General features: G+C 58.2%; 23 protein-coding genes. 9 read left to right on the top strand and 14 right to left on the bottom strand.

Annotated elements, in window-relative coordinates:
* Positions 1-14: 14 nt before the first annotated feature.
* Positions 15-683, top strand: coding sequence for a Crp/Fnr family transcriptional regulator (locus ACR0KN_RS00940; RefSeq protein ID WP_010439221.1), 669 nt, complete (start codon positions 15-17; stop codon positions 681-683).
* A gap of 232 nt (positions 684-915) precedes the next feature.
* Here the strand turns inward: ACR0KN_RS00940 and ACR0KN_RS00935 are convergent, their stop codons facing one another.
* The 6 genes from ACR0KN_RS00935 to rpiA form a co-directional block, all read right to left on the bottom strand.
* Positions 916-2,364 (bottom strand): DegQ family serine endoprotease, encoded by a 1,449-nt coding sequence (locus ACR0KN_RS00935; protein ID WP_480651748.1) that lies wholly within the window; start codon positions 2,362-2,364, stop codon positions 916-918.
* Positions 2,365-2,540: 176 nt separating this feature from the next.
* Positions 2,541-2,735 carry a DUF2065 domain-containing protein gene (locus tag ACR0KN_RS00930; RefSeq protein ID WP_480650714.1) on the bottom strand — a complete coding sequence of 65 codons (195 nt, stop codon included), beginning with the start codon at positions 2,733-2,735 and terminating at the stop codon, positions 2,541-2,543.
* On the bottom strand, positions 2,735-3,631 hold the full coding sequence (gene hflC / locus ACR0KN_RS00925; protein WP_010439217.1) for a protease modulator HflC: 897 nt from the start codon (positions 3,629-3,631) through the stop codon (positions 2,735-2,737). The genes ACR0KN_RS00930 and hflC overlap by 1 nt, the downstream gene beginning before the upstream one ends.
* Positions 3,631-4,773 (bottom strand): FtsH protease activity modulator HflK, encoded by a 1,143-nt coding sequence (hflK, locus tag ACR0KN_RS00920; protein WP_170538986.1) that lies wholly within the window; start codon positions 4,771-4,773, stop codon positions 3,631-3,633. The genes hflC and hflK overlap by 1 nt, the downstream gene beginning before the upstream one ends.
* Before the next feature lie 72 nt (positions 4,774-4,845).
* On the bottom strand, positions 4,846-6,204 hold the full coding sequence (gor, locus tag ACR0KN_RS00915) for a glutathione-disulfide reductase (protein WP_480650712.1): 1,359 nt from the start codon (positions 6,202-6,204) through the stop codon (positions 4,846-4,848).
* Between the two features lie 130 nt (positions 6,205-6,334).
* Positions 6,335-7,120 carry a ribose-5-phosphate isomerase RpiA gene (gene rpiA, locus ACR0KN_RS00910; RefSeq protein ID WP_010439210.1) on the bottom strand — a complete coding sequence of 262 codons (786 nt, stop codon included), beginning with the start codon at positions 7,118-7,120 and terminating at the stop codon, positions 6,335-6,337.
* Between the two features lie 167 nt (positions 7,121-7,287).
* On the opposite strand from rpiA, the gene ACR0KN_RS00905 reads away from it, so the two are divergent.
* From ACR0KN_RS00905 to ACR0KN_RS00890, 4 genes are read left to right on the top strand one after another with little or no spacing between them, the layout of a single operon-like run.
* Positions 7,288-7,989: a glutathione S-transferase family protein gene (locus ACR0KN_RS00905; RefSeq protein WP_480650710.1), complete on the top strand. Its 702-nt coding sequence runs from the start codon at positions 7,288-7,290 to the stop codon at positions 7,987-7,989.
* A 1-nt stretch (position 7,990) separates the two neighbouring features.
* Positions 7,991-9,364 (top strand): L-serine ammonia-lyase, encoded by a 1,374-nt coding sequence (locus ACR0KN_RS00900; RefSeq protein ID WP_480650708.1) that lies wholly within the window; start codon positions 7,991-7,993, stop codon positions 9,362-9,364.
* A 26-nt stretch (positions 9,365-9,390) separates the two neighbouring features.
* On the top strand, positions 9,391-9,807 hold the full coding sequence (locus tag ACR0KN_RS00895; protein ID WP_170469215.1) for a GFA family protein: 417 nt from the start codon (positions 9,391-9,393) through the stop codon (positions 9,805-9,807).
* Between the two features lie 45 nt (positions 9,808-9,852).
* A complete protein-coding gene (locus tag ACR0KN_RS00890) occupies positions 9,853-10,767 on the top strand; it encodes a DMT family transporter (protein WP_480650706.1) in 915 nt (304 codons plus the stop codon).
* On the opposite strand, the gene ACR0KN_RS00885 is transcribed toward ACR0KN_RS00890, so the two are convergent.
* On the bottom strand, positions 10,712-11,419 hold the full coding sequence (locus ACR0KN_RS00885; protein WP_480650704.1) for a thiamine diphosphokinase: 708 nt from the start codon (positions 11,417-11,419) through the stop codon (positions 10,712-10,714). The two genes, ACR0KN_RS00890 and ACR0KN_RS00885, sit on opposite strands and share 56 nt — an antisense overlap.
* A 120-nt stretch (positions 11,420-11,539) precedes the next feature.
* Here ACR0KN_RS00885 and ACR0KN_RS00880 point away from each other — a divergent pair, with 120 nt between their 5' ends.
* Entirely contained in the window at positions 11,540-13,252 is a 1,713-nt protein-coding gene (locus tag ACR0KN_RS00880; protein ID WP_480651746.1) for a hypothetical protein, read from the top strand.
* Between the two features lie 249 nt (positions 13,253-13,501).
* Here ACR0KN_RS00880 and ACR0KN_RS00875 read toward each other — a convergent pair whose 3' ends face one another.
* The 7 genes from ACR0KN_RS00875 to nthA all read right to left on the bottom strand — a co-directional run bounded on the left by ACR0KN_RS00875 (position 13,502) and on the right by nthA (position 17,508).
* On the bottom strand, positions 13,502-13,747 hold the full coding sequence (locus ACR0KN_RS00875) for a hypothetical protein (RefSeq protein WP_170538972.1): 246 nt from the start codon (positions 13,745-13,747) through the stop codon (positions 13,502-13,504).
* Positions 13,748-13,762: 15 nt separating this feature from the next.
* Positions 13,763-14,059 (bottom strand): hypothetical protein, encoded by a 297-nt coding sequence (locus tag ACR0KN_RS00870; RefSeq protein ID WP_170538970.1) that lies wholly within the window; start codon positions 14,057-14,059, stop codon positions 13,763-13,765.
* A gap of 79 nt (positions 14,060-14,138) precedes the next feature.
* Positions 14,139-14,381 carry a DUF2842 domain-containing protein gene (locus ACR0KN_RS00865; protein ID WP_170538968.1) on the bottom strand — a complete coding sequence of 81 codons (243 nt, stop codon included), beginning with the start codon at positions 14,379-14,381 and terminating at the stop codon, positions 14,139-14,141.
* Positions 14,381-15,673: an adenylosuccinate synthase gene (locus tag ACR0KN_RS00860; RefSeq protein ID WP_480650701.1), complete on the bottom strand. Its 1,293-nt coding sequence runs from the start codon at positions 15,671-15,673 to the stop codon at positions 14,381-14,383. The genes ACR0KN_RS00865 and ACR0KN_RS00860 overlap by 1 nt, the downstream gene beginning before the upstream one ends.
* Positions 15,674-15,893: 220 nt before the next feature.
* Positions 15,894-16,223 carry a nitrile hydratase accessory protein gene (locus ACR0KN_RS00855; protein ID WP_480650699.1) on the bottom strand — a complete coding sequence of 110 codons (330 nt, stop codon included), beginning with the start codon at positions 16,221-16,223 and terminating at the stop codon, positions 15,894-15,896.
* Entirely contained in the window at positions 16,220-16,897 is a 678-nt protein-coding gene (gene nthB / locus ACR0KN_RS00850; protein WP_480650697.1) for a nitrile hydratase subunit beta, read from the bottom strand. Before nthB ends, ACR0KN_RS00855 begins: the two co-directional genes overlap by 4 nt.
* Entirely contained in the window at positions 16,894-17,508 is a 615-nt protein-coding gene (gene nthA / locus ACR0KN_RS00845) for a nitrile hydratase subunit alpha (RefSeq protein ID WP_170469193.1), read from the bottom strand. Before nthA ends, nthB begins: the two co-directional genes overlap by 4 nt.
* Before the next feature lie 151 nt (positions 17,509-17,659).
* Here nthA and secG point away from each other — a divergent pair, with 151 nt between their 5' ends.
* From secG to ACR0KN_RS00830, 3 genes are all read left to right on the top strand, one after another.
* Positions 17,660-18,028 carry a preprotein translocase subunit SecG gene (gene secG, locus ACR0KN_RS00840; protein WP_170469190.1) on the top strand — a complete coding sequence of 123 codons (369 nt, stop codon included), beginning with the start codon at positions 17,660-17,662 and terminating at the stop codon, positions 18,026-18,028.
* Positions 18,029-18,188: 160 nt separating this feature from the next.
* Entirely contained in the window at positions 18,189-19,832 is a 1,644-nt protein-coding gene (locus ACR0KN_RS00835) for a CTP synthase (RefSeq protein WP_480650695.1), read from the top strand.
* A gap of 102 nt (positions 19,833-19,934) precedes the next feature.
* Positions 19,935-20,711, top strand: coding sequence for an isocitrate lyase/PEP mutase family protein (locus ACR0KN_RS00830; RefSeq protein WP_480650693.1), 777 nt, complete (start codon positions 19,935-19,937; stop codon positions 20,709-20,711).
* Positions 20,712-20,736: the final 25 nt, after the last annotated feature.

Below are 20,736 nucleotides of genomic sequence, written 5' to 3'. Positions count from 1 at the left end.
AGACAATCGCCCGCATGATGGCTTTCCCCAATAGCGGATTCCTATCCGAAGCCTCTGAAGAGCTGCGCACAATGCTGGCGGCCCAAGCCACAGAATTGACGCTCGACCGGGGCGATGTACTGTTCGAACAAGGCGACCCAGGAGAGGCGCTTTATGCTATCCTGTCCGGCAAGCTCGAGGTATCCTTTTTGGCCATGAGCGGACGTAAACTGTCGCTTAGGCTGATGCGCGCTGGCGAAGTGTTCGGCGAGATTGCTCTGTTCGACAGCGGTCCCCGGACCGCCACTGTCACTGCAGCAGAGCCTGCCAAAGTCCTTCGCGTTCGTCACAAGGATGTCATGGAACAGATCCGAAAGAACCCCGATCTCGCGGTCGACTTGATCCGCCTCGCGGGTGTGCGCATGCGTTGGATGGGCGATCAGTTGAACGAGCAGGTGTTCCTGCCAATGCCGATAAGACTGGCGCGCAAGCTGTTGCATTTGGCAGGTCAACAAGACACACCGACGGCTCGGATCACGCTGTCACAAAGCGAGCTGGCTGAATTCGTCGGTGCAACGCGTGAAGCGGTGTCAAAAACCATATCGACTTGGAAGCGCGACAATGTGGTCGAAGCCTCGCGTGGAGGTCTGCAAATCCACGATTTCGACGCATTACGGCAACTTGCCGAATCTGATCTGATCTAAATTTGCACGGATGTGATCCGCTTCACATACGCGGCATCAAGATTGCCCTAAGGTCAATCCTGTTACCGTAGGAGGTCGGTTTTATCATCCCCGATATCTGTCCACCGACCTCTCCCTGTACAAGAGCCATATGCCTTCCCCGGCATATGGCTTCTTTCTTAACAAAGTATGAATAAATGAAGAAAGGCCGGGATATTCACCCGGCCTTCATAAATTTTGAGTGGAATGCCGTTTACGGCTCCAGGCTCAGCGCCACAAAGCGAGGCTCTCCCCCACGCCGTACCAACAGCAACAGCGATTTGCGCCCAGCCTCTCGCGCCTCTTCCATGCGGGCCTCAAGATCAGCAATTGAAGTCACCTTTTGCTGCCCCGCCTCGGTGATCAGATCGCCGGTGCGCAGGCCTTTCTCAAAGGCTTCCGAAGCTTCATCCACATTGGTGACCAACAGGCCCTCGGCATCGGCATCCAGCCCCAATTCCTCGCGCTGGCTGTCGTCCAACGGAGCGATGGTCAGACCCAGAATGTCTTTATCCTCTTCCGCCGGTGCTTCGATTTCTGGCTCATCACCTTCTTCGGCGCGCTCGGCATCTTCACGGCGCCCCAGCGTCACCAGCACGGTTTGCGTGCCGCCGTCACGATGCACAACGACGCGCACGGATTTACCTACCGTGGTCTCACCCACTTGCCGTACAAGGCCGCGCGTGTCTTCGACCTCGACACCATCGAAACTGATGATCACATCTCCGGCCAACAGACCGGCTTCTTTGGCCGGGCCGTCCGGGACATCGCTGATCAGCGCGCCGCCGGGTTTGTCCAGACCCATTGCCTCGGCCATATCCTCGGTCACGTCCTGAATGCGCACGCCCAGCCAGCCGCGGCGGGTTTCACCAAACTCGCGCAACTGATCGACAACCTTGATCACCACGTTCGAGGCCATCGAGAACCCGATCCCGATCGAGCCGCCATTGGGCGACAGGATCGCTGTGTTCACACCGATCACTTCGCCATTCATGTTGAACAACGGACCGCCCGAGTTCCCTCGGTTGATCGCCGCGTCTGTCTGGATATAGTCGTCATACGACCCGCTCAGCGCCCGGTTTCGCGCCGACACGATCCCGGCCGAGACCGAAAATCCCTGCCCCAGCGGATTGCCCATCGCAATCACCCAATCCCCGACGCGCGCTGTATCGCTGTCACCGAATTGGACATATTTCAACGGCCCTTCGGCTTCGACTTTCAGCAACGCGATATCGGTTTTTTCGTCCCTGCCGATCACCTTAGCAACCAGCTCTTCTGCGGGCTGACCATCACCGGGAAAGAACTCGACCAGAATTTCATCGGCTTCGGCGATGACGTGGTTGTTGGTGACGATATACCCGTCTTCCGAAATCACGAAGCCCGATCCCAGCGCGTTGCTGCGGCGCGGGCGGTTTTCGTCATCCCCGCCATTGCGGTCCTGAAACTCGCGGAAAAAATCCTCGAACGGAGAGCCTTCGGGCACGATCCCCTGCGGACCGGTCTGACCTTCGATCAGGGTCGAGGTGGTAATATTGACCACCGCGGGGCTGATCTTTTCAGCAAGCGGTGCCAGACTGTCACCGCGCGACTGCGCGGCCACCGACTGTGCAAGAACCAGCAGCATCCCCAAAAAGGCCAGCCACATAAGCCGCATCATTACCATAACATCGTCCCGCCGGACGGACACACTGCGCGCTTTCGCCTGCACTTGGGGTCTCCTTGTCGACACTTCTTTTGCGGGCAACCAAAGATCACCCTTCTTAGCAACCAATGTAGTCAGTTTGGCCAAGCCCGCAACTCGGGATCGCGGGGAAATCACCGGTGCGTGAAACCATCGCATCAAAAACCGACCTGATATGCGCCCCACAACAGGATCAAACCGCTGACGACACATAGCAATCCAGCCAAACGCCGCACCTGTTCAGGCAGAGTTCTCAGCGCCTCAAGCATGCGCTCAATAAGCGAAGGGGCCAGCGCATAGGCCAGCCCCTCAACAATCAGTACCAGCCCAAAGGCCAGAAGGATCATACCCATTACTCAGATGCCGCAGCGGCGGGCGCCCGACGTCCGGTCGGCGAAGCAAGGTAGTTGAAGAACTCTGAATCCGGGCTCAGGATCAACGAACTGTTGCCGCCTTGCAGGGCGTTCTCGTAAGCTGTCAGCGAGCGATAGAATTCAAAGAATTCCGGGTCTGCGCCATAAGCTTCGGCAAAGATCGAGTTCCGTTCGGCATCAGCTTCACCGCGAATGATCTCAGCCTCGCGATTTGCGTCGGACACCAGTTCAACCACGGTCCGGTCGGCCTGCGCGCGTACACGCTGCGCCGCCTCGTTACCACGGGCACGTTCGTCAGTGGCTTCACGTTCACGTTCGGCCTTCATCCGGTCAAACGTCGCTTCGAGGTTCGCCTGCGGCAGATCGGTGGCTTTCAGACGCACGTCGATCACGTTAACGCCCAGAGCCTGCGCTTCGGCAATCGCACTGTTGCGGATTCGCAGCATCAGCGCAGCACGGTCCGAGCTGAGAATATCACGGGACGATACCGAACCCAGAACCTCACGCGTTTCAGCGCGCAGGATACGGTCCAGGCGATCCTCGGCAACCGGGATGCCACCGACACCGACCGCCTGACGGAACTGGTTCAGGTCCGAAATCCGGTAGCGCGCGAAGGCGTCAACCACCAGACGACGATCGTCCAAAGGCGTAACTTCCAGCGGCTGCACATCGATCGACAGGATGCGGTCATCATAGCGCACCACTTCCTGAATCAGCGGGATTTTGAACGCCAAGCCCGGCTCTTCCTTCACTGCAACAACGCGGCCAAATTGCAGAACCAGCGCGCGCTCGCGCTCATCCACGATGAAGATCGAGGACAGGATGCCGACGATTGCGACGAATACGATCGGCAGAATGATTGTCGATTTACGCATCAGTTGCTCTCCCCTGCAGGGCTACGGCGCAGTTCATTCAGCGGCAGATACGGGACGACGCCCTGCCCTGATCCTGTCGAGTTTTCATCCAGAATGATCTTGTCAACATCGCCCAGAACCTGCTCCATCCGCTCCAGGTACAGACGTTTGCGGGTTACATCCGGCGCTTTGGAGTACTCTTCCAAAACCGCACTGAAACGACTGGCCTCACCCATTGCGCTGTTGATCTGCTGGGCACGATAGGCTTCAGCCTCTTCCAGAACCTGAGCGGCTTCACCCCGCGCTTCGGCAAGAACACGGTTGGCATAAGCATCCGCCACGTTCTGCAACCGGTCACGTTCCTGCGCGGCGGCCTGAACATCACGGAACGCGGCAATCACGTCCTGCGGCGGGTCGGCTTTGTCGAAGTTCACACGGACGATGTTCACACCTGAATCATAGCTGTCCATTGTCGCCTGAATCAGTTCCTGCAAACGGTCGGCAATAATGCCACGATCCCGGTTCAGGATTGGTGCCAGCTCGCTTTGCGCGATGATCTCACGCATGGCCGATTCCGAAACGGCACGGATCGTCTGCCGCGGATCGCGCAGGTTAAACAGATATTTGGCCGGGTCGTTAATGTTCCAGACGACCTGATAGTCGATATCGACCACATTCTCGTCCCCGGTCAGCATCAGACCATCGTCGCTGCCGCGGGCACCACCCATGTCTTCGTTTTGTTCGCGAGTGACCGGAATCACCTCTGCGGTGACAAGAGGCCACGGCGCGAAATTCAGACCTGGATTTCCAACAGCCGAGAATTCGCCCAAAAACAGCTCAACAGACTGTTCTTCGGGTTTAACGGTGTAGAAGCTCGCCGCAGCCCAGAGGCCCGCTGCCACCAGCACACCAATTGCAATTGTGCCCTTGGTAAATGCCGGACCACCGCCGCCGCCTTTGCCATTGGTCCCACGGCCACCGCCGCCGCGACCGCCCATGAGGACGCGCAGCTGCTCCTGGCCTTTTTTCATCAGCTCGTCGATCTCGGGGATCTGCGGGCCGTCGCCTTCGGGGGGCTTGCGCCCGTCCCCGTTGTTACCCCGATTTCCTCCGCCTCCAGATGAGCCTCCGCCCCCCCAGGGGCCGCCGCTGTTGCCCGCCATATGTATCTTTTCCCTTATATTGGACCGTGTGATCACGGGTTCCCTTGTAACGTGTGTGCGCGCGCTTGCAAATCAAGCCGTGCGCACAGGTTGCCGCATTGTCACCAGTTCTTCAGCCATGACTGGGTGAACTGCAACAGTGCGGTCGAAATCTTCTTTGGTGGCCCCCATCTTCACGGCAATTCCAGCCAGTTGGATCATCTCGCCCGCGCCCGGAGCCACAATGTGACAGCCCAACACCTTGCGGGTGGCCTGCGACACGATCAGCTTCATCAGAACCTTCTGCGAGCCACCTGCAAATGACTTCTGCATGGGCTTGAACGAAGTCGCATAAACCTCGATCGATTCCTGCGCAGCCGCCTCTTCTTCGCTGAGGCCTACTGTGCCCATTTCTGGCTGCGTGAAGATCGCGGTCGGGATCAGTTCGTGATCCACTGGGGTCGGGTTGCCCTTGAAAACCGTCTCGACAAAGGCCATGCTTTCCCGGATCGCAACTGGAGTCAGGTTCACCCGATCCGTCACATCGCCAATGGCGTAGATCGATGGCACGCCGGTCTGGCTGTATTCATCAACGATGATCTCGCCCTTGCGGCCGCGTTCGACACCCAGCGCCTCGAGCCCGAGATCATCTGCATTGGGTGCGCGGCCGGTGGCATACATCACCACATCGAACTGATCTTCACTGCCATCTGTGGCTTTGACACGGATCTTGTCGCCATCTTTGGTCATTTCGACTACGTTGGTTTCCAGGCGCACATCAATGCCGTTCCGGCGCATCTGGTCGCAGATCAGGCCGCGCGCTTCTTCGTCGAAGCCGCGCAAAATCTGAGGTCCACGATAGAACTGGGTGGTCTTCACCCCTAATCCGTTCATGATGCCGGCAAACTCACTTGCGATATAGCCGCCACCCACAATCAGGATGTTTTCGGGTAATTTTTCCAGATGGAATATCTCGTTTGAGGTGATCGCCAGATCCGAGCCGGGAAACTCGGGCACAACCGGACGCCCACCCGTGGCGATCAGGATGTGCTTAGCGGTCTTGCGCGTCCCGTCAGCCAGTTCAACCGTATGCGGATCGACCACACGGGCCCTCTGATCAAAGCTTTCGACACCGTTGTTTTTAAGGATGTTGCGATAGACGCCCTCCAAACGGTCCAACTCGGTCATCAACTTGCCATGGAATAAATTCCAGTCGAACTCACCGGGCCGAACATCCCAACCGAATGCCTGAGCATCTCCGACCATCCCAGAAAATTCGCTGGCAAAAACCATCAATTTTTTGGGCACACAGCCGCGGATCACGCAGGTTCCGCCGTAACGATCCTCTTCTGCCAGCGCCACTTTGGCACCGGTCTCACCCGCAGCTACACGCGCCGCGCGTACACCACCCGAACCACCTCCGATGACGAACAGATCATAGTCAAAGCTCATACATGCGTTCCTTTGCTTGCCGCGTGGCTAAAATTCAGTGGATATCTGGGCGCAAAATTCAAACTGCCAACCCCTGAGCGCTGAAATATCAAGATTTCATCAGGTACCCGCCGCGCTATCTGACCCGACCTTAATCTGCCAGATCGGAGAACAGGTTGTCCCCACCCTCGCCCAGCATGTTGGTCAGCACAGTGCCTTCATTGAGGTCGCGCAGTTCAACGCGCCCGTCACCATGGCCGACGATCACCTTATCGCAAATGTCGATGAAGAGTCCGTTCTCAACCACGCCGGGGATCTGGTTCATCACCAGCGCCAACTGCCGCGCATTTCCGATCCGTTTGAGGTGCAGGTCCAAGATGTGATTGCCCTCATCCGTGACCTTGGGGGCCTCGCCATTCATCCGCAAAGTAACTGAGGTGCCCAGCACATCCATCGTGTCCAGCGCCTCTTCGATCAGCGTGCGGGTGGTCTGCCAGCCGAATGGGATCACTTCAACCGGCAGGGGGAACGCGCCCAGGGTCTCGACCTCTTTGCCGGCATCGGCGATCACCACCATCTGGTCGCTGGCCGTGGCCACGATCTTTTCCTGCAGCAGCGCAGCACCGCCGCCCTTGATCAGATTGAATTCACCATCGAATTCATCCGCGCCGTCTATGGTCAGGTCCAACCATCCAGCCTGATCCAGCGAGATAACCTCGATCCCCTCTTCCCGCGCCAATTGCGCGGTCGCGGTCGAGGTCGGAACGCCTTTGATCGACAGACCTTCGTCGCGCACCCTCTCGCCTAGACGGCGGACCAGCCACGCGGCGGTCGACCCAGTCCCCAGGCCCACGCGCATTCCACTTTGGACAAGATCGGCGGCACGGCAGGCCGCAACATATTTTGCTTTGTCGATGGGCGACAAATCCTTGATCATGGCAGCTTCCCCTCAGAATATTGACGGACTTATAGGGAATGCCCCGCGCAACTGCGAGAGGCAATTCACTCGATCGCAGCGCTAACTTAACACTTAACGACGAGTTTCCTATAGGAAACGTCGTAATCGATCACTATACTGGTCGCCAGACACTCTAGAAAGACGTCATGGAATCGACTTATCGCCTTCACTATGCCCCCGACAATGCCTCGCTGATAATCCGATTGGCTTTGGAAGAGATGGGCTTGACGTATGAGACGGCGCTGGTCGATCGCACACGTAACGCACAAGACAGTGCCGCTTATCGTGCACTGAATCCCAATGGGCTGATTCCCGTATTGGAAACACCACAAGGGCCAATTTTCGAGACTGCCGCAATCCTGTTGTGGCTGACCGACACGCACCGACAGATGGCCCCCGCGCCCGAAAGCGCCGATCGGGCGGCGTTTCTGAAATGGCTGTTCTTTGCTTCAAACACATTGCATGCCGATCTGCGCATCCTGTTCTACGCTGAGAAATACATCGACGCAGCACAGGCTGAAGCGTTGCGTGCCGGTATTCGCCCCAGATTGCGCCAGCATCTGAAGCGGCTGGATGATTTGGCCCAAGGCGCGCCCGATTGGTTCAACACGCAGGTGCCCTCGGCCCTGACCGTCTATGTCGCCTGCATGATGCGCTGGATGGCGCTTTATCCCGCCAAGGCTGACCGCAGTTGGTATCAGCTGGCCGACACACCCTATTTGCAAAAGATACTGCATCAACTCGAATTTCGCCCGGCAACCCGATCGGTCATCGCCGCCGAGGGTTTGGGGGCGACGCCGTTCACATCTCCAACGTACGCCACCCCTCCAGAAGGCTCAGCTACCTGACATGTTTCTCTCAGTTTTCGATATGTTCAAAGTGGGCATTGGCCCATCGTCGTCACACACCATGGGCCCTATGGTCGCCGCCGCACGGTTTCTTGATCTGATGCGTGCATCACCGTTTGAATTTGCGGGGTTGCGCGGTTCCCTGCATGGGTCACTTGCTTTCACCGGCGTCGGCCACGCGACTGACCGCGCTACGATTCTTGGTCTCGCCGGGTTCGTGCCCGACACGTATGACAGCGAAAAGGCCGAGGCCGCGCTGACGCAGATTTCCGATACGCATACGGTAACCCCAGAAGGGTTGCCTACGCTAAGCTTCGATCCTAAGGCCGATCTGATATTTGACTACGACAACAATCTGCCCGGCCACGCCAACGGCATGATCCTGATGGCCACCGACGCACAAGGCGATGTCATATTGCGTCAGGTCTATTATTCCATTGGTGGCGGCTTTGTCCTGACCGAAGAAGAACTGGCTGAAGGCAAGGCAACTGACGAAGGTGCGCCTGTGCCCTTCCCGTTCAAATCCGCGGCGGAAATGCTGCAGATGGCCAAGGACAACGGCAAAAGCATCGCTCAGATGAAGCGCGAAAATGAAATCGCGCGCGGTTGCGCGGATAGCTTTGCCAAAGGCACGGCACGTCTTTGGCAGGTCATGAATGACTGCATCGAGCGTGGCCTTAAAACTGACGGCATCCTGCCCGGTGGCCTTAGCGTGCGCCGCCGGGCCAAGGGGATCCACGATGCCCTGCTGGCCGAACGCGGCATGAACCTGAACGCGCCGCATACGATCAATGACTGGATGAGCGTCTATGCGATGGCCGTGAACGAGGAAAACGCCGCTGGAGGTCAGGTTGTAACCGCCCCCACCAATGGCGCGGCAGGCGTGCTGCCTTCAGTCTTGCGTTATTACCTCGATCATGTCCCCGGCGCGTCCGAAAGCCATGTCGAGGATTTCCTGCTCACCGCGGCCGCCATCGGCGGTCTGGTCAAGTTCAACGCCTCGATCTCGGGCGCCGAGGCGGGCTGTCAGGCAGAGGTCGGAAGTGCCTCGGCCATGGCTGCCGCCGGCATGTGCGCTGTGATGGGTGGTACGCCCGAGCAGGTGGAAAACGCCGCCGAGATCGCGCTCGAACATCACCTCGGCATGACATGCGACCCGGTCGCGGGCTTGGTGCAGGTGCCTTGTATCGAACGCAATGGCCTTGGCGCGATCAAGGCCGTTTCGGCAGCGTCACTCGCCCTGCGCGGTGACGGTAAGCACTTCATGCCCCTGGACGCAGCCATTGAAACTATGCGCCAGACCGGCGAGGATATGCACGCGAAGTACAAGGAAACCTCATTGGGCGGGCTGGCCGTCAACGTGCCGAACTGCTGATCTGACAGCGAGAAAGAGCGGGTGACATGCGTGGACATTGCCTATGCGGCAAGATCGGATACGAGGTTGACCCTCCGGTTCTATCCTGTGTCACCTGCCATTGCGATAGCTGCCGTCGCCAATGCGCGGCCCCGATGACCACCTATTTCGGGGTGCGCGACGGCAATTGGCGCTGGACCGGAGAACAGCCGACAAGGTTTAACTCCTCCCCCGGGGTCGAGCGCAGTTTTTGCCCCCATTGCGGTACGCCTATATCCTTTCGGTCTACCGTGATGTCGGATGTGATGCACCTCTATGTGGCAACGCTAGAAAACCCCGAAGCGCTGACCCCGACCTTGCATGTCGCGCACGAGGAAAAGCTAAGCTGGCTGCAGCTTGGTGATGGCCTGCCCACCTGCATCGGCCCGGATTACACCAAAGTCCAACCCCTATCCGACACCTGAGATCAGAGCTTCCCCCTCTGCCGCGAAAACGCTAGCGTCGCGCACATGACTCAGGATCGTCCCGTTTTTGGCATCGTATTGATGCTCGGCTTTTGCGTGCTCGCTCCGCTTGGTGACGGGATGGCGAAGCTGTTGGGCGAAACCATTGCGCTGGGTTTGTTGGTTCTGGTGCGGTTCGGTGTGCAAGCGATGATCCTGATCCCGCTCATCGCTGTGACCGGCAAGCCGTGGCGGATGACATCAATGGTCCTGCGTCTGACGATGGTCCGTACGCTGCTGCACATTGTTGGGATCGCGGCGATGTTTACCGCGCTGCAATATATGCCGCTGGCCGATACTGTCGCCATTGCTTTTGTGATGCCGTTTATCATGCTGCTGCTGGGCAAGTACGTTCTTGGCGAACAAGTCGGTCCGCGCCGCCTGATTGCCTGTGTCGTGGGTTTCATCGGCACTTTGCTCGTCATCCAACCTAGCTTTGCGCAGGTTGGCGCTCCTGCGTTACTGCCTTTGATCGTCGCCGTGGTCTTTGCTCTGTTCATGCTGGTCACACGCCAGATTGCCAAAGAAACAGACCCGATTGCGCTGCAAGCGGTTTCGGGGGCTATGGCGACAGCTCTCTTGTTGCCGATCGTCTATGTGGGCTCTCAGGCTGACCTGCCCGCCATGTCATTGGCGATGCCCAAGGGTGAAACGCTTTGGCTGCTGCTGGGCATCGGCGTGCTGGGCACTGTGGCACATCTTCTGATGACGTGGTCGCTGCGCTATGCACCGTCCGCGACCCTCGCCCCGATGCAATATCTTGAAATTCCCGTCGCCACCCTGATTGGCTGGTTGATTTTCCACGACCTGCCCAACGGCCTTGCCGCGCTTGGCATCGGCATCACTATCGCTGCCGGGCTTTATGTCATCCTGCACGAACGGGCCAATGCCCGGTCTGGCCCGACAGAAACGCCTGCATGACCTGATCCAACGCGGTGCGCGGCAGGATCGCAAGCAGACCCGGCGCATCCACCTCAAGTGCGAGTGCACCCAGTGCCCGGTTCGAGGTTCCGACCTGCCCATCCGGCTCAAGCACGAGATCGTTGATCGGCCATTCAAGCCCATCGCTGCGCCCGGTCACCCGTCGCAAAGGGAACAGAGAAACGGTATCTCCAGCAGTCAATTCCAGCCGGATCTGGGGAGGCGCGTGAAACACTATCTCGCGTGCCCCTAACAGGATACAGGGCCGGTCCTGCAAGCGAACGAGTGTATTGAACGCGACCAACTGATGATCAACCCGAGCGCCCAGAAATCCCGCTGCCAGGACAACCGGGGCACTGACATTTCGAAGGGCTTTGTCGAAATCGGTGCTGTTCTGTTCGGATATTGGATACAGCCGATCAGCCGGTATTTGCGCGCGAAGACTGGATGAAAGCGAATCGAAATCGCCGATCACCGCATCCGGAATTCGACCCGAATCAATCAACGCGGCAGCGCCCCCATCCGCTGCAACAGCGCTTTTGACGCGATTCAGGACCAGACTCACATCTTCAGATGTGATTTCCCCCCCGCCAAACAGACCGATTGGCATTTCAGCCTGAACAATCACCCCAGATTCCACAAGATTGACCATAATTCCCGGTTTTGGACATAATGAAACCACAAAATGGTAGCTTCATGACTAGAGTTTCGAGTCGATTGCTGCTGCTGTGTCTGGCGATCGGCCTGGTAGTTTGTAAAGGACATGCGTCTGATGGTACAGAACAACAAGGTACTTACCGTTTCTTACGGAACCTTTTCATGCACGCTCGAAGGCTTCGACGATTCATTTGAAACGATGAAAGCCATAGCCGAGTACTTCCGGGATCTCGCGGCGGACGACCGCTATTTTGGTTCTGAGCCCCCTCAGCCCGATGCCGAGATGCTGACCCGCATCGCCCAGCGCGATGTCGCACGAAAGGTAGAAGCCAGTCAGAACGACACCGGTCTGCTGCTACGCGCGACCGAGACCGACGCCCCTGCAGTACCGACCCCCGCTGCAGTCGCGAGTGCGCCTGAGCCTGCACCTGTACAGACCACCGATGTCGTTCCCCCCGCCCCTGCGCCCGTCGCGGCACATTCCGCTCCTGCAGCGGATAGCCCTGCGGCGGACAGTATTGCGGCCAAACTCCAGCGCATCCGGGCTGTGGTTTCGCATTCCGAAGAAGTCTCCCCCGGCTATTCAGAGGACGAAGACTCCAGCTATCTTCAGCCTGTGAAGCCAAAGGTTGATGCCATCTCTGCCGCCTTTGAAGCAGGCGCATTGGATCCCGCCGACTTGCAGGAAACAGAAGAGGATACCTTCCCTGCGCCCGAGCCCGAGCTGACTGCCGAACCGGAACACATCGAAGAGTTAGCCGAAGCACAGGCCGACAAGGCGGCTCATGTTACGGAACCAGAAAGCTCCGATGAATTGGTTGAAGAGACCTCAGATGAAACGGTTGAGGAGACCTCCGACGATCTAAGTGCATTGGTCGCTACCGCGGAATCGGCGGATGAAGCTGAAGAAATCGAAGCGTCGGAACCTGCCACAGCTGATGTAACGGAAAACGACGTTCTGTTTTCTGATCTGGATGATGAGGCGCCTGAAGTCGAGGAAGAAAACCCATCAAACATTCTAGGCGATGAAGCCAGCAGCGTTGCCTCTGAGGCATTGACCGGAATCGAGCACGGCATCATCTCGGTCGAGGAAGAAGCGCTTTTGTTGGATGAGATCGCGCTTGTTGAATCCGAACTCGAAGCAAATGCTGAAGCCGACGTGCCCAGTATTTCCGGACCAGATGAAGACGTCTCGCGCCTGATGGACGAAGCAGATGTTCAGCTGGACGATCCCGCTACCAGCGATCAGCGTGAAACCTACTCGCACTTGCGCGCTGCGGTCGCCGCGACCGAGGCCGAACGCGAAGCCGTAAGCGACAAGACAAAGACACCCGAAGATGATTTTCGCGGCGATCTGGCATCAGTCGTCAATCCACGTCGTCCCGCGGTTGAAGTCACCAGCCAGCGCCCGACCCCAGAATCGGCTGCCCCCTTGAAGCTGGTTGCCGAACAGCGCATCGATACCGAGAACGCCGATACTGGCCCTGTTACGCCGCGCCGGATCACTTCAACTGATGAAGACACGGGTGAAGAAGAAGGCGGATTTGCCACTTTCGCACAGGAACAGGGCGCCCAGTCGCTGCCTGATCTGCTTGAAGCTGCAGCTGCCTATCTGTCCTTTATCGAAGGTCAAGAGCAGTTCTCGCGCCCGCAACTTATGAACAAGGTCCGCTCGCTTAAGCAAGATGCGTTTAATCGCGAAGAAAGCCTGCGCTCGTTCGGTCAGTTGCTTCGCGATGGCAAGATCGAGAAAGCCGGAGGTGGTCGTTTCGCCGCCTCAACCGAAATCGGCTTCCGCCCCAATGACGACGAACGCGCTGCGGGCTAGGTCCCAGCGTATCCATTACCCCCCTCGAGTCGTAGTAGGGCCAGAGGATACTCTGGCCCTAATTCTCTTAATAGCGCGGCTTCGGCGCGACCAACCAGATTAGAATAATAAGGCCAACGCCACGTAGGGGCCGGTCAGGATCAGATCGATCACTTCACGTCCATCTTGAAACACAACATCCAGATGGCGGCACCCACCGGCGACGCTGATGCCAGGTCGCCATTTCTAGCTGGCTTGTACCAGCGCATCTCACTGTAACTCTGAACAATAACCAAAGCCGCCAATGTTTCCCATCGCGGTGACACTCCATCGATCGTTCAGAGCACAACTGTAGCGCGCTCCAACCAATGGGTCAGTCCAACTTTGATCCATGCTGAATGTGCGATCCAGCACCGTGGTTGAAACATCAAGATTCCAATGGCGCAGCCCGGCAATCGCTTCCAGCCGCGACTGATTATCTTCATAAACCGCGAAACCGGCCCCCAGCGATGTCATGGTGCCCTCAAGCTCTCAACTGGATGCGTTGTCAAATAGTCCGATGGAAACATCGTCTCCAAGGTTCAGGTAGTTGAACTCGCATCCAATGGACCATCGGCCATTTCGGGCCTCGCCTGCAATCAGAAAGGACCCCTTTAGAATACTGAAGATCGAGGTGTCCCCGTTCACCGGCGGGTTCGGCCCCATATCAAGGGAGGTCCTGAATTCTGGTCCCCAATCATAGGGTGCAACCGTGTAGTTCCAGTCTCCAGCCTGAGCGCCATATGCGGCACAAGACACGGCGAACGCCGCGAAAAGCCCTTTGTTCATACCCTAACCGCCCTTACCTGCAACGCGTTTACGCTGCAGTCAGCGTGCCTCGCGAATGACGCACCAGCAGTCGGAAAGTCTAATTTTGATCCTGATCTGGGTCTTCTTTACCCACACCACGAAAGACAAACTTGAAGGGTAATGCCCATAGAATGCCCAACGCGACATAGACCAAAAGCTCCAGCCAGATTGGCGGGCGGTCCAGCCAGTTCACGATAGTCACAACCGCAACGATATAGACTGGCAACCCGACCAGCAGCAGTACCAGAGACCAGCGCCGCCGTGCTTTGTAGCTGAGGCCGGGTTTTTCGCCGCCGCTCATCAGTCTGCAAACGGGTCGGTCACCAAAATGGTATCCTCCCGCTCCGGGCTGGTGGACAATAGGGCAACCGGGCAATCGATCAGTTCCTCGACCCGGCGCACATATTTGATCGCGTTGGCCGGCAGATCAGCCCAGCTGCGTGCACCTTCTGTCGATTCGCTCCACCCCGGCATCTCTTCGTAGATCGGCGTGCAGCGCGCCTGTTGATCGGCGGCTGTCGGCAGATAGTCCAGACGTTTGCCATCCAGCTCGTATCCAACGCAGATTTTCAACGTCTCGAACCCATCCAGAACATCCAATTTGGTCAGCGATATGCCGTTCACACCGCTGGTCGCACAGGTTTGGCGTACCAGACAGGCGTCGAACCACCCGCAGCGTCGCTTGCGACCCGTCGTCGTGCCGAACTCATGTCCCCGTTCGCCCAGACGCTGGCCATCTGCATCATCCAACTCGGTGGGGAATGGCCCCTCACCCACGCGGGTCGTGTAAGCCTTGACGATGCCCAGAACGAAGTCGATCGAGCCCGGTCCGATTCCGACGCCCGTTGAGGCCTGGCCGGCAATCACATTTGACGATGTCACAAACGGATAGGTCCCGAAATCAATATCCAGCAACGCGCCCTGCGCGCCTTCGAACAGGATACGCTTGCCCGCCTTGCGCTTCTCATTCAGCACCTTCCACACCGGTGCTGCGAAAGGCAAAATCTGCGGCGCGATCTCTTTCAGCTGCGCGATCAACGCATCCCGATCAATCGGATCAAGCCCCAAACCATTGCGCAGCGCGTTGTGATGGACCAGCGCCCGATCCACCCGCAGCGCCAGCGTTGCGTGATCGGCCAGGTCAGCCACGCGGATCACGCGACGCCCGACCTTGTCCTCATAACACGGACCGATCCCGCGACCGGTCGTCCCTATCTTGGCGACCGAATTCTGGCTCTCGCGCGCACGATCCAACTCGCCATGGAACGGCAGGATCAGCGGAGTGTTTTCAGCAATCATCAGCGTCTCAGGCGTGATATCGACGCCTTGTGCACGGATTGTTCCGATCTCTTTGATCAGGTGCCACGGATCAAGAACAACACCATTGCCGATCACACTCAGCTTGCCGCCGCGCACCACGCCCGAAGGCAGCGCGTGCAGTTTGTATACCTCGCCCTCAATGACCAGTGTGTGCCCGGCATTATGTCCACCCTGAAAACGCGCGATCACGTCTGCACGCTCGCTGAGCCAGTCGACGATCTTGCCTTTTCCTTCGTCACCCCACTGGGCGCCGACAACAACCACGTTGGCCATATCCGGTCCTTTTGCGCTGAATAATCAAACCCGGCTCATATAGCGGGGCACAGACGGCAGGGAAACCGATATTTCGCCGCAGTTGAGAATCGCGCTGCGCGCGATGCCTCCGGCGGAGGTGTTTTGGGCCAGATGAAAAACGGATCCCCTGCTTCATCTGGCCAAAAGTACCTCGGGGGAGCCGCCCGGACGGGCGGCGGGGGCAGCGCCCCTTCTGCTTTTAGCGCAAGTGTACGGGGTGACCGTGGGGTGTTGTCAGATAGGCCTCTTCCCATGCATTACGAAAATCTTGGACATCATTAGTGGGTGCTTCTCCCTGCTCAGCCAGCAGCGCCTCCAAGGTCTCCAACCAAGCGTGAAAGTAATCATCACCACCATCCAGTTCTTTTTTGAGGCCGTTCCGTTTCAAAGTATTGGAAAACCGCTCTGCCCAGTCCGACCAATCAAACCGGTCCGCTTCGTTCAAAGCTACGGTGACTGCAAAAACCTGCGCGTGCCAGGGCTCGGCGAGAATCGGCTCCGGGGCCGATTGGGTGATACAATCGCTCATGCGGGCCCCAGATAAGATTGCCACAGGTCCAATACGACCTTATCCGCCGGATGCTCAGGATTTGCCCAAAGCTCCGATGCGGGAAACGCGACTGCGTACAAAGGTTCAGGAGCCTCACCCAATCCATGGGCGTTGGAATCCGGCAGCACATGGGTGCCATGCAGCCTAACGACGCGCCCGGTCGCGCCCGCGGCATAGGCGGGTAAACGGGTGTGACCGCCCTCAGCCAAACGGTTGGCCGAGCGTCGCAAAGTCTGCACCGCGTCGCCCGACTGAAACCGAACGGCAATGTCCGACGGGCGTTCTGAGGGTCCGCCCTTGGCCAACGCACTTGCTACCTCTTCCGCCTTTATGGCTCGCTCGGCCAAAGGGTGCGTAGTTTCCCGTTCCACTCCACGCAGGTCATCCAATGTCAGCACGCCTTTATCAACCAGCATGTCCGCCAACGCAGATATCCATTTCTCATAATACGAGAAACGGCTGTAGTCTTGTGGTAACAAGCATTCTCGAGCATGGCGTTTGATATCGATGTTCCACTGACCCAGAAAATCTGAAGCCACTGTCACGGCCAAAGCCCGCGCGTGCCAGTCTTCCGCAAAGACCGGAGCGTCCTCAGCCTCCGGCACAACCGCGCCATCGCCAAAACGCCCTCCCATGTCATGAACCCGCGTCATGATGGCACCTTGGGCAGCCCGGTGCCGATCATACTGTTACGGGTGACCAGCGCGGCGAGTTCTTCCTCGCTCAGCCCCTCGCTCCCCTCCGGACGCATCGGCAGGACAAGATAGCGAATCTCGGCGGTCGAGTCCCACACCCGTACCGATGTACCTTCGGGCAGCGTCACGCCAAATTCGGCCAGAACCTTGCGCGGCTCGCGCACGGCGCGGGCGCGGTAGGCGTCGGATTTGTACCAGCCGGGGGGGATACCCAGCAGCGGCCACGGATAACAGCTGCACAAAGTGCATACGACCATGTTGTGCTGCTCGGGCGTGTTTTCCACCACAACCAAGTGTTCACCCTGCCGACCGTAATACCCCAGATCAGCCACGACCAAAGTGGCATCTTCCAGCAACGCGGCCTTGAAATCAGGATCGCTCCAGGCCTTGGCAACGACTCGCGCGCCGTTTTGCGGGCCGATCTTGTTTTGATAGGTATCAATGATCTCATCCAAAGCGGCCGGATCGATCAGGCCTTTGCGGGTCAGAATCGTTTCAAGCGCTTTGACGCGAAGCGCGGGTTCAGGAGGCAACAGGGCGTGCGGGTGGTCGTGATCATCATGTGGCATGGGGCGCAGCCTGCGCGACAGAACCGCACCCTGTCCAGTCTCTTTGGTGTGATATGAAACATCACTGCTCGTGATGCCAACTCGTGACTTGCCCCCGCTGGCAAACTTGCATAAGTACCACGCGATACACGCCACGCTGTACAGGACCACCATGGAAAACGTTGTTCTCATCATCCACCTTCTTCTGGCATTGGGCCTGATTGTCGTTGTGCTGATGCAACGTTCCGAAGGCGGTGGCCTTGGCATGGGTGGCGGTGGCGGCGGGGCCATGACGGGCCGCGCGGCAGCGACCGCTCTGGGCAAGCTGACCTGGATCCTGGCTGCGTGTTTCATCGTAACCTCGATCACGCTGACGATTCTGGCCGCTCAGAAATCTTCGGGCAGCTCAGTAATTGATCGTTTGGGCGTACCTGCTCCGGCACCGGCTGAGGAAAGCGCTCCGGCGGTTCCATCTGCGGATGAACTGCTGCCGCCAGCACAAGGCGATGACGCTCCGCTGATCCCGCAGGCTGCCGACTAAGCCACAAAACCTAGAAATTCATAAGGGAACTGCAACAGCATCTTGCGGTTCTCTTGCGCTATGTGCGCGAATCCTTTATATGTGAAGTCCCGTGATGCAGCGGTTTTTTGTAAGCCGCCGGGCAGCTGATAATGACGTCTCACGGGAGCAGCCGAACAACATGGCGCGTTTTATATTCATCACTGGTGGTGTGGTTTCGTCCTTGGGCAAAGGACTGGCTTCGGCGGCTCTGGGCGCGCTGTTACAGGCCCGAGGGTATTCGGTGCGTCTGCGCAAGCTGGACCCCTACCTGAACGTTGATCCGGGCACCATGTCGCCCTTCGAACATGGCGAAGTGTTTGTGACCGATGACGGGGCCGAGACCGATCTTGACCTTGGCCACTATGAGCGATTCACCGGCGTGGCCGCACGCAAAACCGACTCGGTCAGTTCAGGACGGATTTATTCCAACGTGCTGGAGAAAGAGCGCCGAGGAGATTACCTCGGCAAAACCATTCAGGTGATCCCGCACGTCACCAATGAGATCAAGGATTTCATCGCCATTGGGGAGGATGAGGTTGATTTCATGCTCTGCGAAATTGGCGGCACAGTGGGCGATATCGAAGGCCTGCCCTTCTTTGAAGCCATTCGTCAGTTCAGCCAAGACAAGCCGCGCGGTCAGTGCCTTTTCATGCATCTGACGCTGCTGCCCTACATCAAGGCGTCGGGCGAGTTGAAAACCAAGCCAACCCAGCACTCGGTCAAGGAACTACGATCGATTGGTTTGGCCCCCGATATTCTGGTGTGTCGCTCGGAAGGACCAATTCCAACCAAAGAGCGTGAAAAGCTTGCCCTATTCTGTAACGTCCGCCCCGATAGTGTGATCGCTGCGCAGGACCTCAGCACCATCTACGACGCCCCGTTGGCCTATCACCGCGAAAGTCTGGATCAGGCGGTTTTGGACGCGTTCCAGATCAGCCCTGCCCCCAAGCCCGATCTGGCCAAGTGGGAGGATGTCAGCGACCGCATTCACAACGCAGAGGGCGAAGTGAAGGTCGCGATCGTCGGCAAATACACGCAGTTGGAAGACGCTTATAAGTCAATCGCTGAGGCGTTGACGCATGGCGGCATGGCCAACCGGGTCAAGGTCAAGGTCGAATGGGTTGATGCCGAGGTGTTCGATACCGAAGACGCCGCCCCCCATCTCGAAGGTTTCCACGCCATCCTCGTCCCCGGAGGGTTTGGCGAACGCGGCACTGAAGGCAAGATCAAGGCCGCTCAATACGCGCGCGAGCACAAGGTGCCCTATCTGGGCATCTGTCTGGGCATGCAGATGGCGGTGATCGAAGCTGCACGCAATGCGGCGGGAATCACCGAGGCCGGGTCCGAAGAATTCGACCATGAGGCCGGGAAAAAGCGTTTTGAGCCCGTTGTTTACCACCTCAAGGAATGGGTGCAGGGCAACCACAAGGTCGAACGCAAAGTCGGTGATGACAAGGGCGGCACCATGCGCCTAGGCGCCTATAACGCCGTCCTGGCCGAAGGCTCGAAAGTCGCAGATGTCTATGGCAGCACCCAGATCGAGGAGCGCCACCGACACCGCTATGAAGTTGACATCAAGTACCGCGACAAGCTGGAAAAAGCGGGCCTGAACTTCTCGGGCATGTCGCCGGATGGCCGCCTGCCGGAAATCGTCGAATGGTCGGATCATCCATGGTTCATCGGCGTTCAGTACCACCCGGAACTGAAATCCAAACCCTTCGATCCGCACCCCCTATTCCGCGAGTTCGTGCGCGCCGCGAAAGACACCTCGCGCCTGGTCTGATCACGGACCGATAACAGTATTGTACCCCTCGGCGCGAAATATCTTTACGCGCCGACCAGTTACACGGTTAACTGCCGCCATAGCAGCGACAGGAGACCGGCCATGACCAACCAGATTATCCAAGCAGAGACCTTTGCCGCCCTGCATAAGAAGGGCGATCCGGTCATCCTTTACAATATCTGGGACCCCGGCAGCGCCGCCGCGGTGCGCGATGCGGGGGCCAAGGCACTAGCGACCGGCAGTGCTCCGGTCGCGATGGCGCAGGGGTTTTCGGATGGGCAGAACATCCCCTTTGATGCGGCGCTGGACAACGCCCGCCGCATTGTTGAGGCGGTCGATATCCCGGTTACGATGGACCTTGAAGGCGCCTATGCCGAAGATACTTTTGGCATATCGGCCAATGTCAAACGCGCGCTGGAAACCGGCGTAGTCGGCTTCAACTTCGAAGACCAAATTATTGGTACTAAAGAGCTTTATGACATTGAAACCCAAGCCGCGCGTGTCGCCGCCATGCGCGAATCTTGCGATGTTGCGGGTGTGCCTGCTTTCATCAACGCCCGCACCGATATTTTCCTCAAGGCGGCTCCGGAAACGCATGACCAGGCGATGCTGGATGATGCCATGGCCCGCGCCAAAGCCTATGCCGAAGCTGGGGCCCGCGGCTTCTTTGCACCGGGACTGAAAGACGAAGCGATGATTGGCCAGCTTTGCGAAGCCACCGACCTGCCCGTCAACATCATCGCCCTGCCCGGCACGCCGGATACGCCAACGCTTGCAAAACTCGGCGTGGCGCGGATCAGCTATGGCCCGGTGCCTTATCGGCAAATGATCGCTTGGCTGCAGGACAAAGTCCGCGAGGCGCTGCAAACAGGCGGTTGATCCACTTTTAAGGGATTGCATTTTA

Source organism: Ruegeria sp. AP7 (assembly GCF_056539905.1).
Note: the sequence above shows the minus strand (reverse complement) of the source record. Positions and strands in the feature narration are given on the sequence as shown.

Bases quoted from the DNA above. Each gene is read 5' to 3' on its own strand.
- ACR0KN_RS00940 (WP_010439221.1), top strand. From the start codon at position 15: ATGATGGCTTTCCCCAATAGCGGATTCCTATCCGAAGCCTCTGAAGAG.
- ACR0KN_RS00935 (WP_480651748.1), bottom strand. From the start codon at position 2,364: ATGGTAATGATGCGGCTTATGTGGCTGGCCTTTTTGGGGATGCTGCTG.
- ACR0KN_RS00930 (WP_480650714.1), bottom strand. From the start codon at position 2,735: ATGGGTATGATCCTTCTGGCCTTTGGGCTGGTACTGATTGTTGAGGGG.
- hflC (WP_010439217.1), bottom strand. From the start codon at position 3,631: ATGCGTAAATCGACAATCATTCTGCCGATCGTATTCGTCGCAATCGTC.
- hflK (WP_170538986.1), bottom strand. From the start codon at position 4,773: ATGGCGGGCAACAGCGGCGGCCCCTGGGGGGGCGGAGGCTCATCTGGA.
- gor (WP_480650712.1), bottom strand. From the start codon at position 6,204: ATGAGCTTTGACTATGATCTGTTCGTCATCGGAGGTGGTTCGGGTGGT.
- rpiA (WP_010439210.1), bottom strand. From the start codon at position 7,120: ATGATCAAGGATTTGTCGCCCATCGACAAAGCAAAATATGTTGCGGCC.
- ACR0KN_RS00905 (WP_480650710.1), top strand. From the start codon at position 7,288: ATGGAATCGACTTATCGCCTTCACTATGCCCCCGACAATGCCTCGCTG.
- ACR0KN_RS00900 (WP_480650708.1), top strand. From the start codon at position 7,991: ATGTTTCTCTCAGTTTTCGATATGTTCAAAGTGGGCATTGGCCCATCG.
- ACR0KN_RS00895 (WP_170469215.1), top strand. From the start codon at position 9,391: ATGCGTGGACATTGCCTATGCGGCAAGATCGGATACGAGGTTGACCCT.
- ACR0KN_RS00890 (WP_480650706.1), top strand. From the start codon at position 9,853: ATGACTCAGGATCGTCCCGTTTTTGGCATCGTATTGATGCTCGGCTTT.
- ACR0KN_RS00885 (WP_480650704.1), bottom strand. From the start codon at position 11,419: ATGGTCAATCTTGTGGAATCTGGGGTGATTGTTCAGGCTGAAATGCCA.
- ACR0KN_RS00880 (WP_480651746.1), top strand. From the start codon at position 11,540: ATGGTACAGAACAACAAGGTACTTACCGTTTCTTACGGAACCTTTTCA.
- ACR0KN_RS00875 (WP_170538972.1), bottom strand. From the start codon at position 13,747: ATGACATCGCTGGGGGCCGGTTTCGCGGTTTATGAAGATAATCAGTCG.
- ACR0KN_RS00870 (WP_170538970.1), bottom strand. From the start codon at position 14,059: ATGAACAAAGGGCTTTTCGCGGCGTTCGCCGTGTCTTGTGCCGCATAT.
- ACR0KN_RS00865 (WP_170538968.1), bottom strand. From the start codon at position 14,381: ATGAGCGGCGGCGAAAAACCCGGCCTCAGCTACAAAGCACGGCGGCGC.
- ACR0KN_RS00860 (WP_480650701.1), bottom strand. From the start codon at position 15,673: ATGGCCAACGTGGTTGTTGTCGGCGCCCAGTGGGGTGACGAAGGAAAA.
- ACR0KN_RS00855 (WP_480650699.1), bottom strand. From the start codon at position 16,223: ATGAGCGATTGTATCACCCAATCGGCCCCGGAGCCGATTCTCGCCGAG.
- nthB (WP_480650697.1), bottom strand. From the start codon at position 16,897: ATGACGCGGGTTCATGACATGGGAGGGCGTTTTGGCGATGGCGCGGTT.
- nthA (WP_170469193.1), bottom strand. From the start codon at position 17,508: ATGCCACATGATGATCACGACCACCCGCACGCCCTGTTGCCTCCTGAA.
- secG (WP_170469190.1), top strand. From the start codon at position 17,660: ATGGAAAACGTTGTTCTCATCATCCACCTTCTTCTGGCATTGGGCCTG.
- ACR0KN_RS00835 (WP_480650695.1), top strand. From the start codon at position 18,189: ATGGCGCGTTTTATATTCATCACTGGTGGTGTGGTTTCGTCCTTGGGC.
- ACR0KN_RS00830 (WP_480650693.1), top strand. From the start codon at position 19,935: ATGACCAACCAGATTATCCAAGCAGAGACCTTTGCCGCCCTGCATAAG.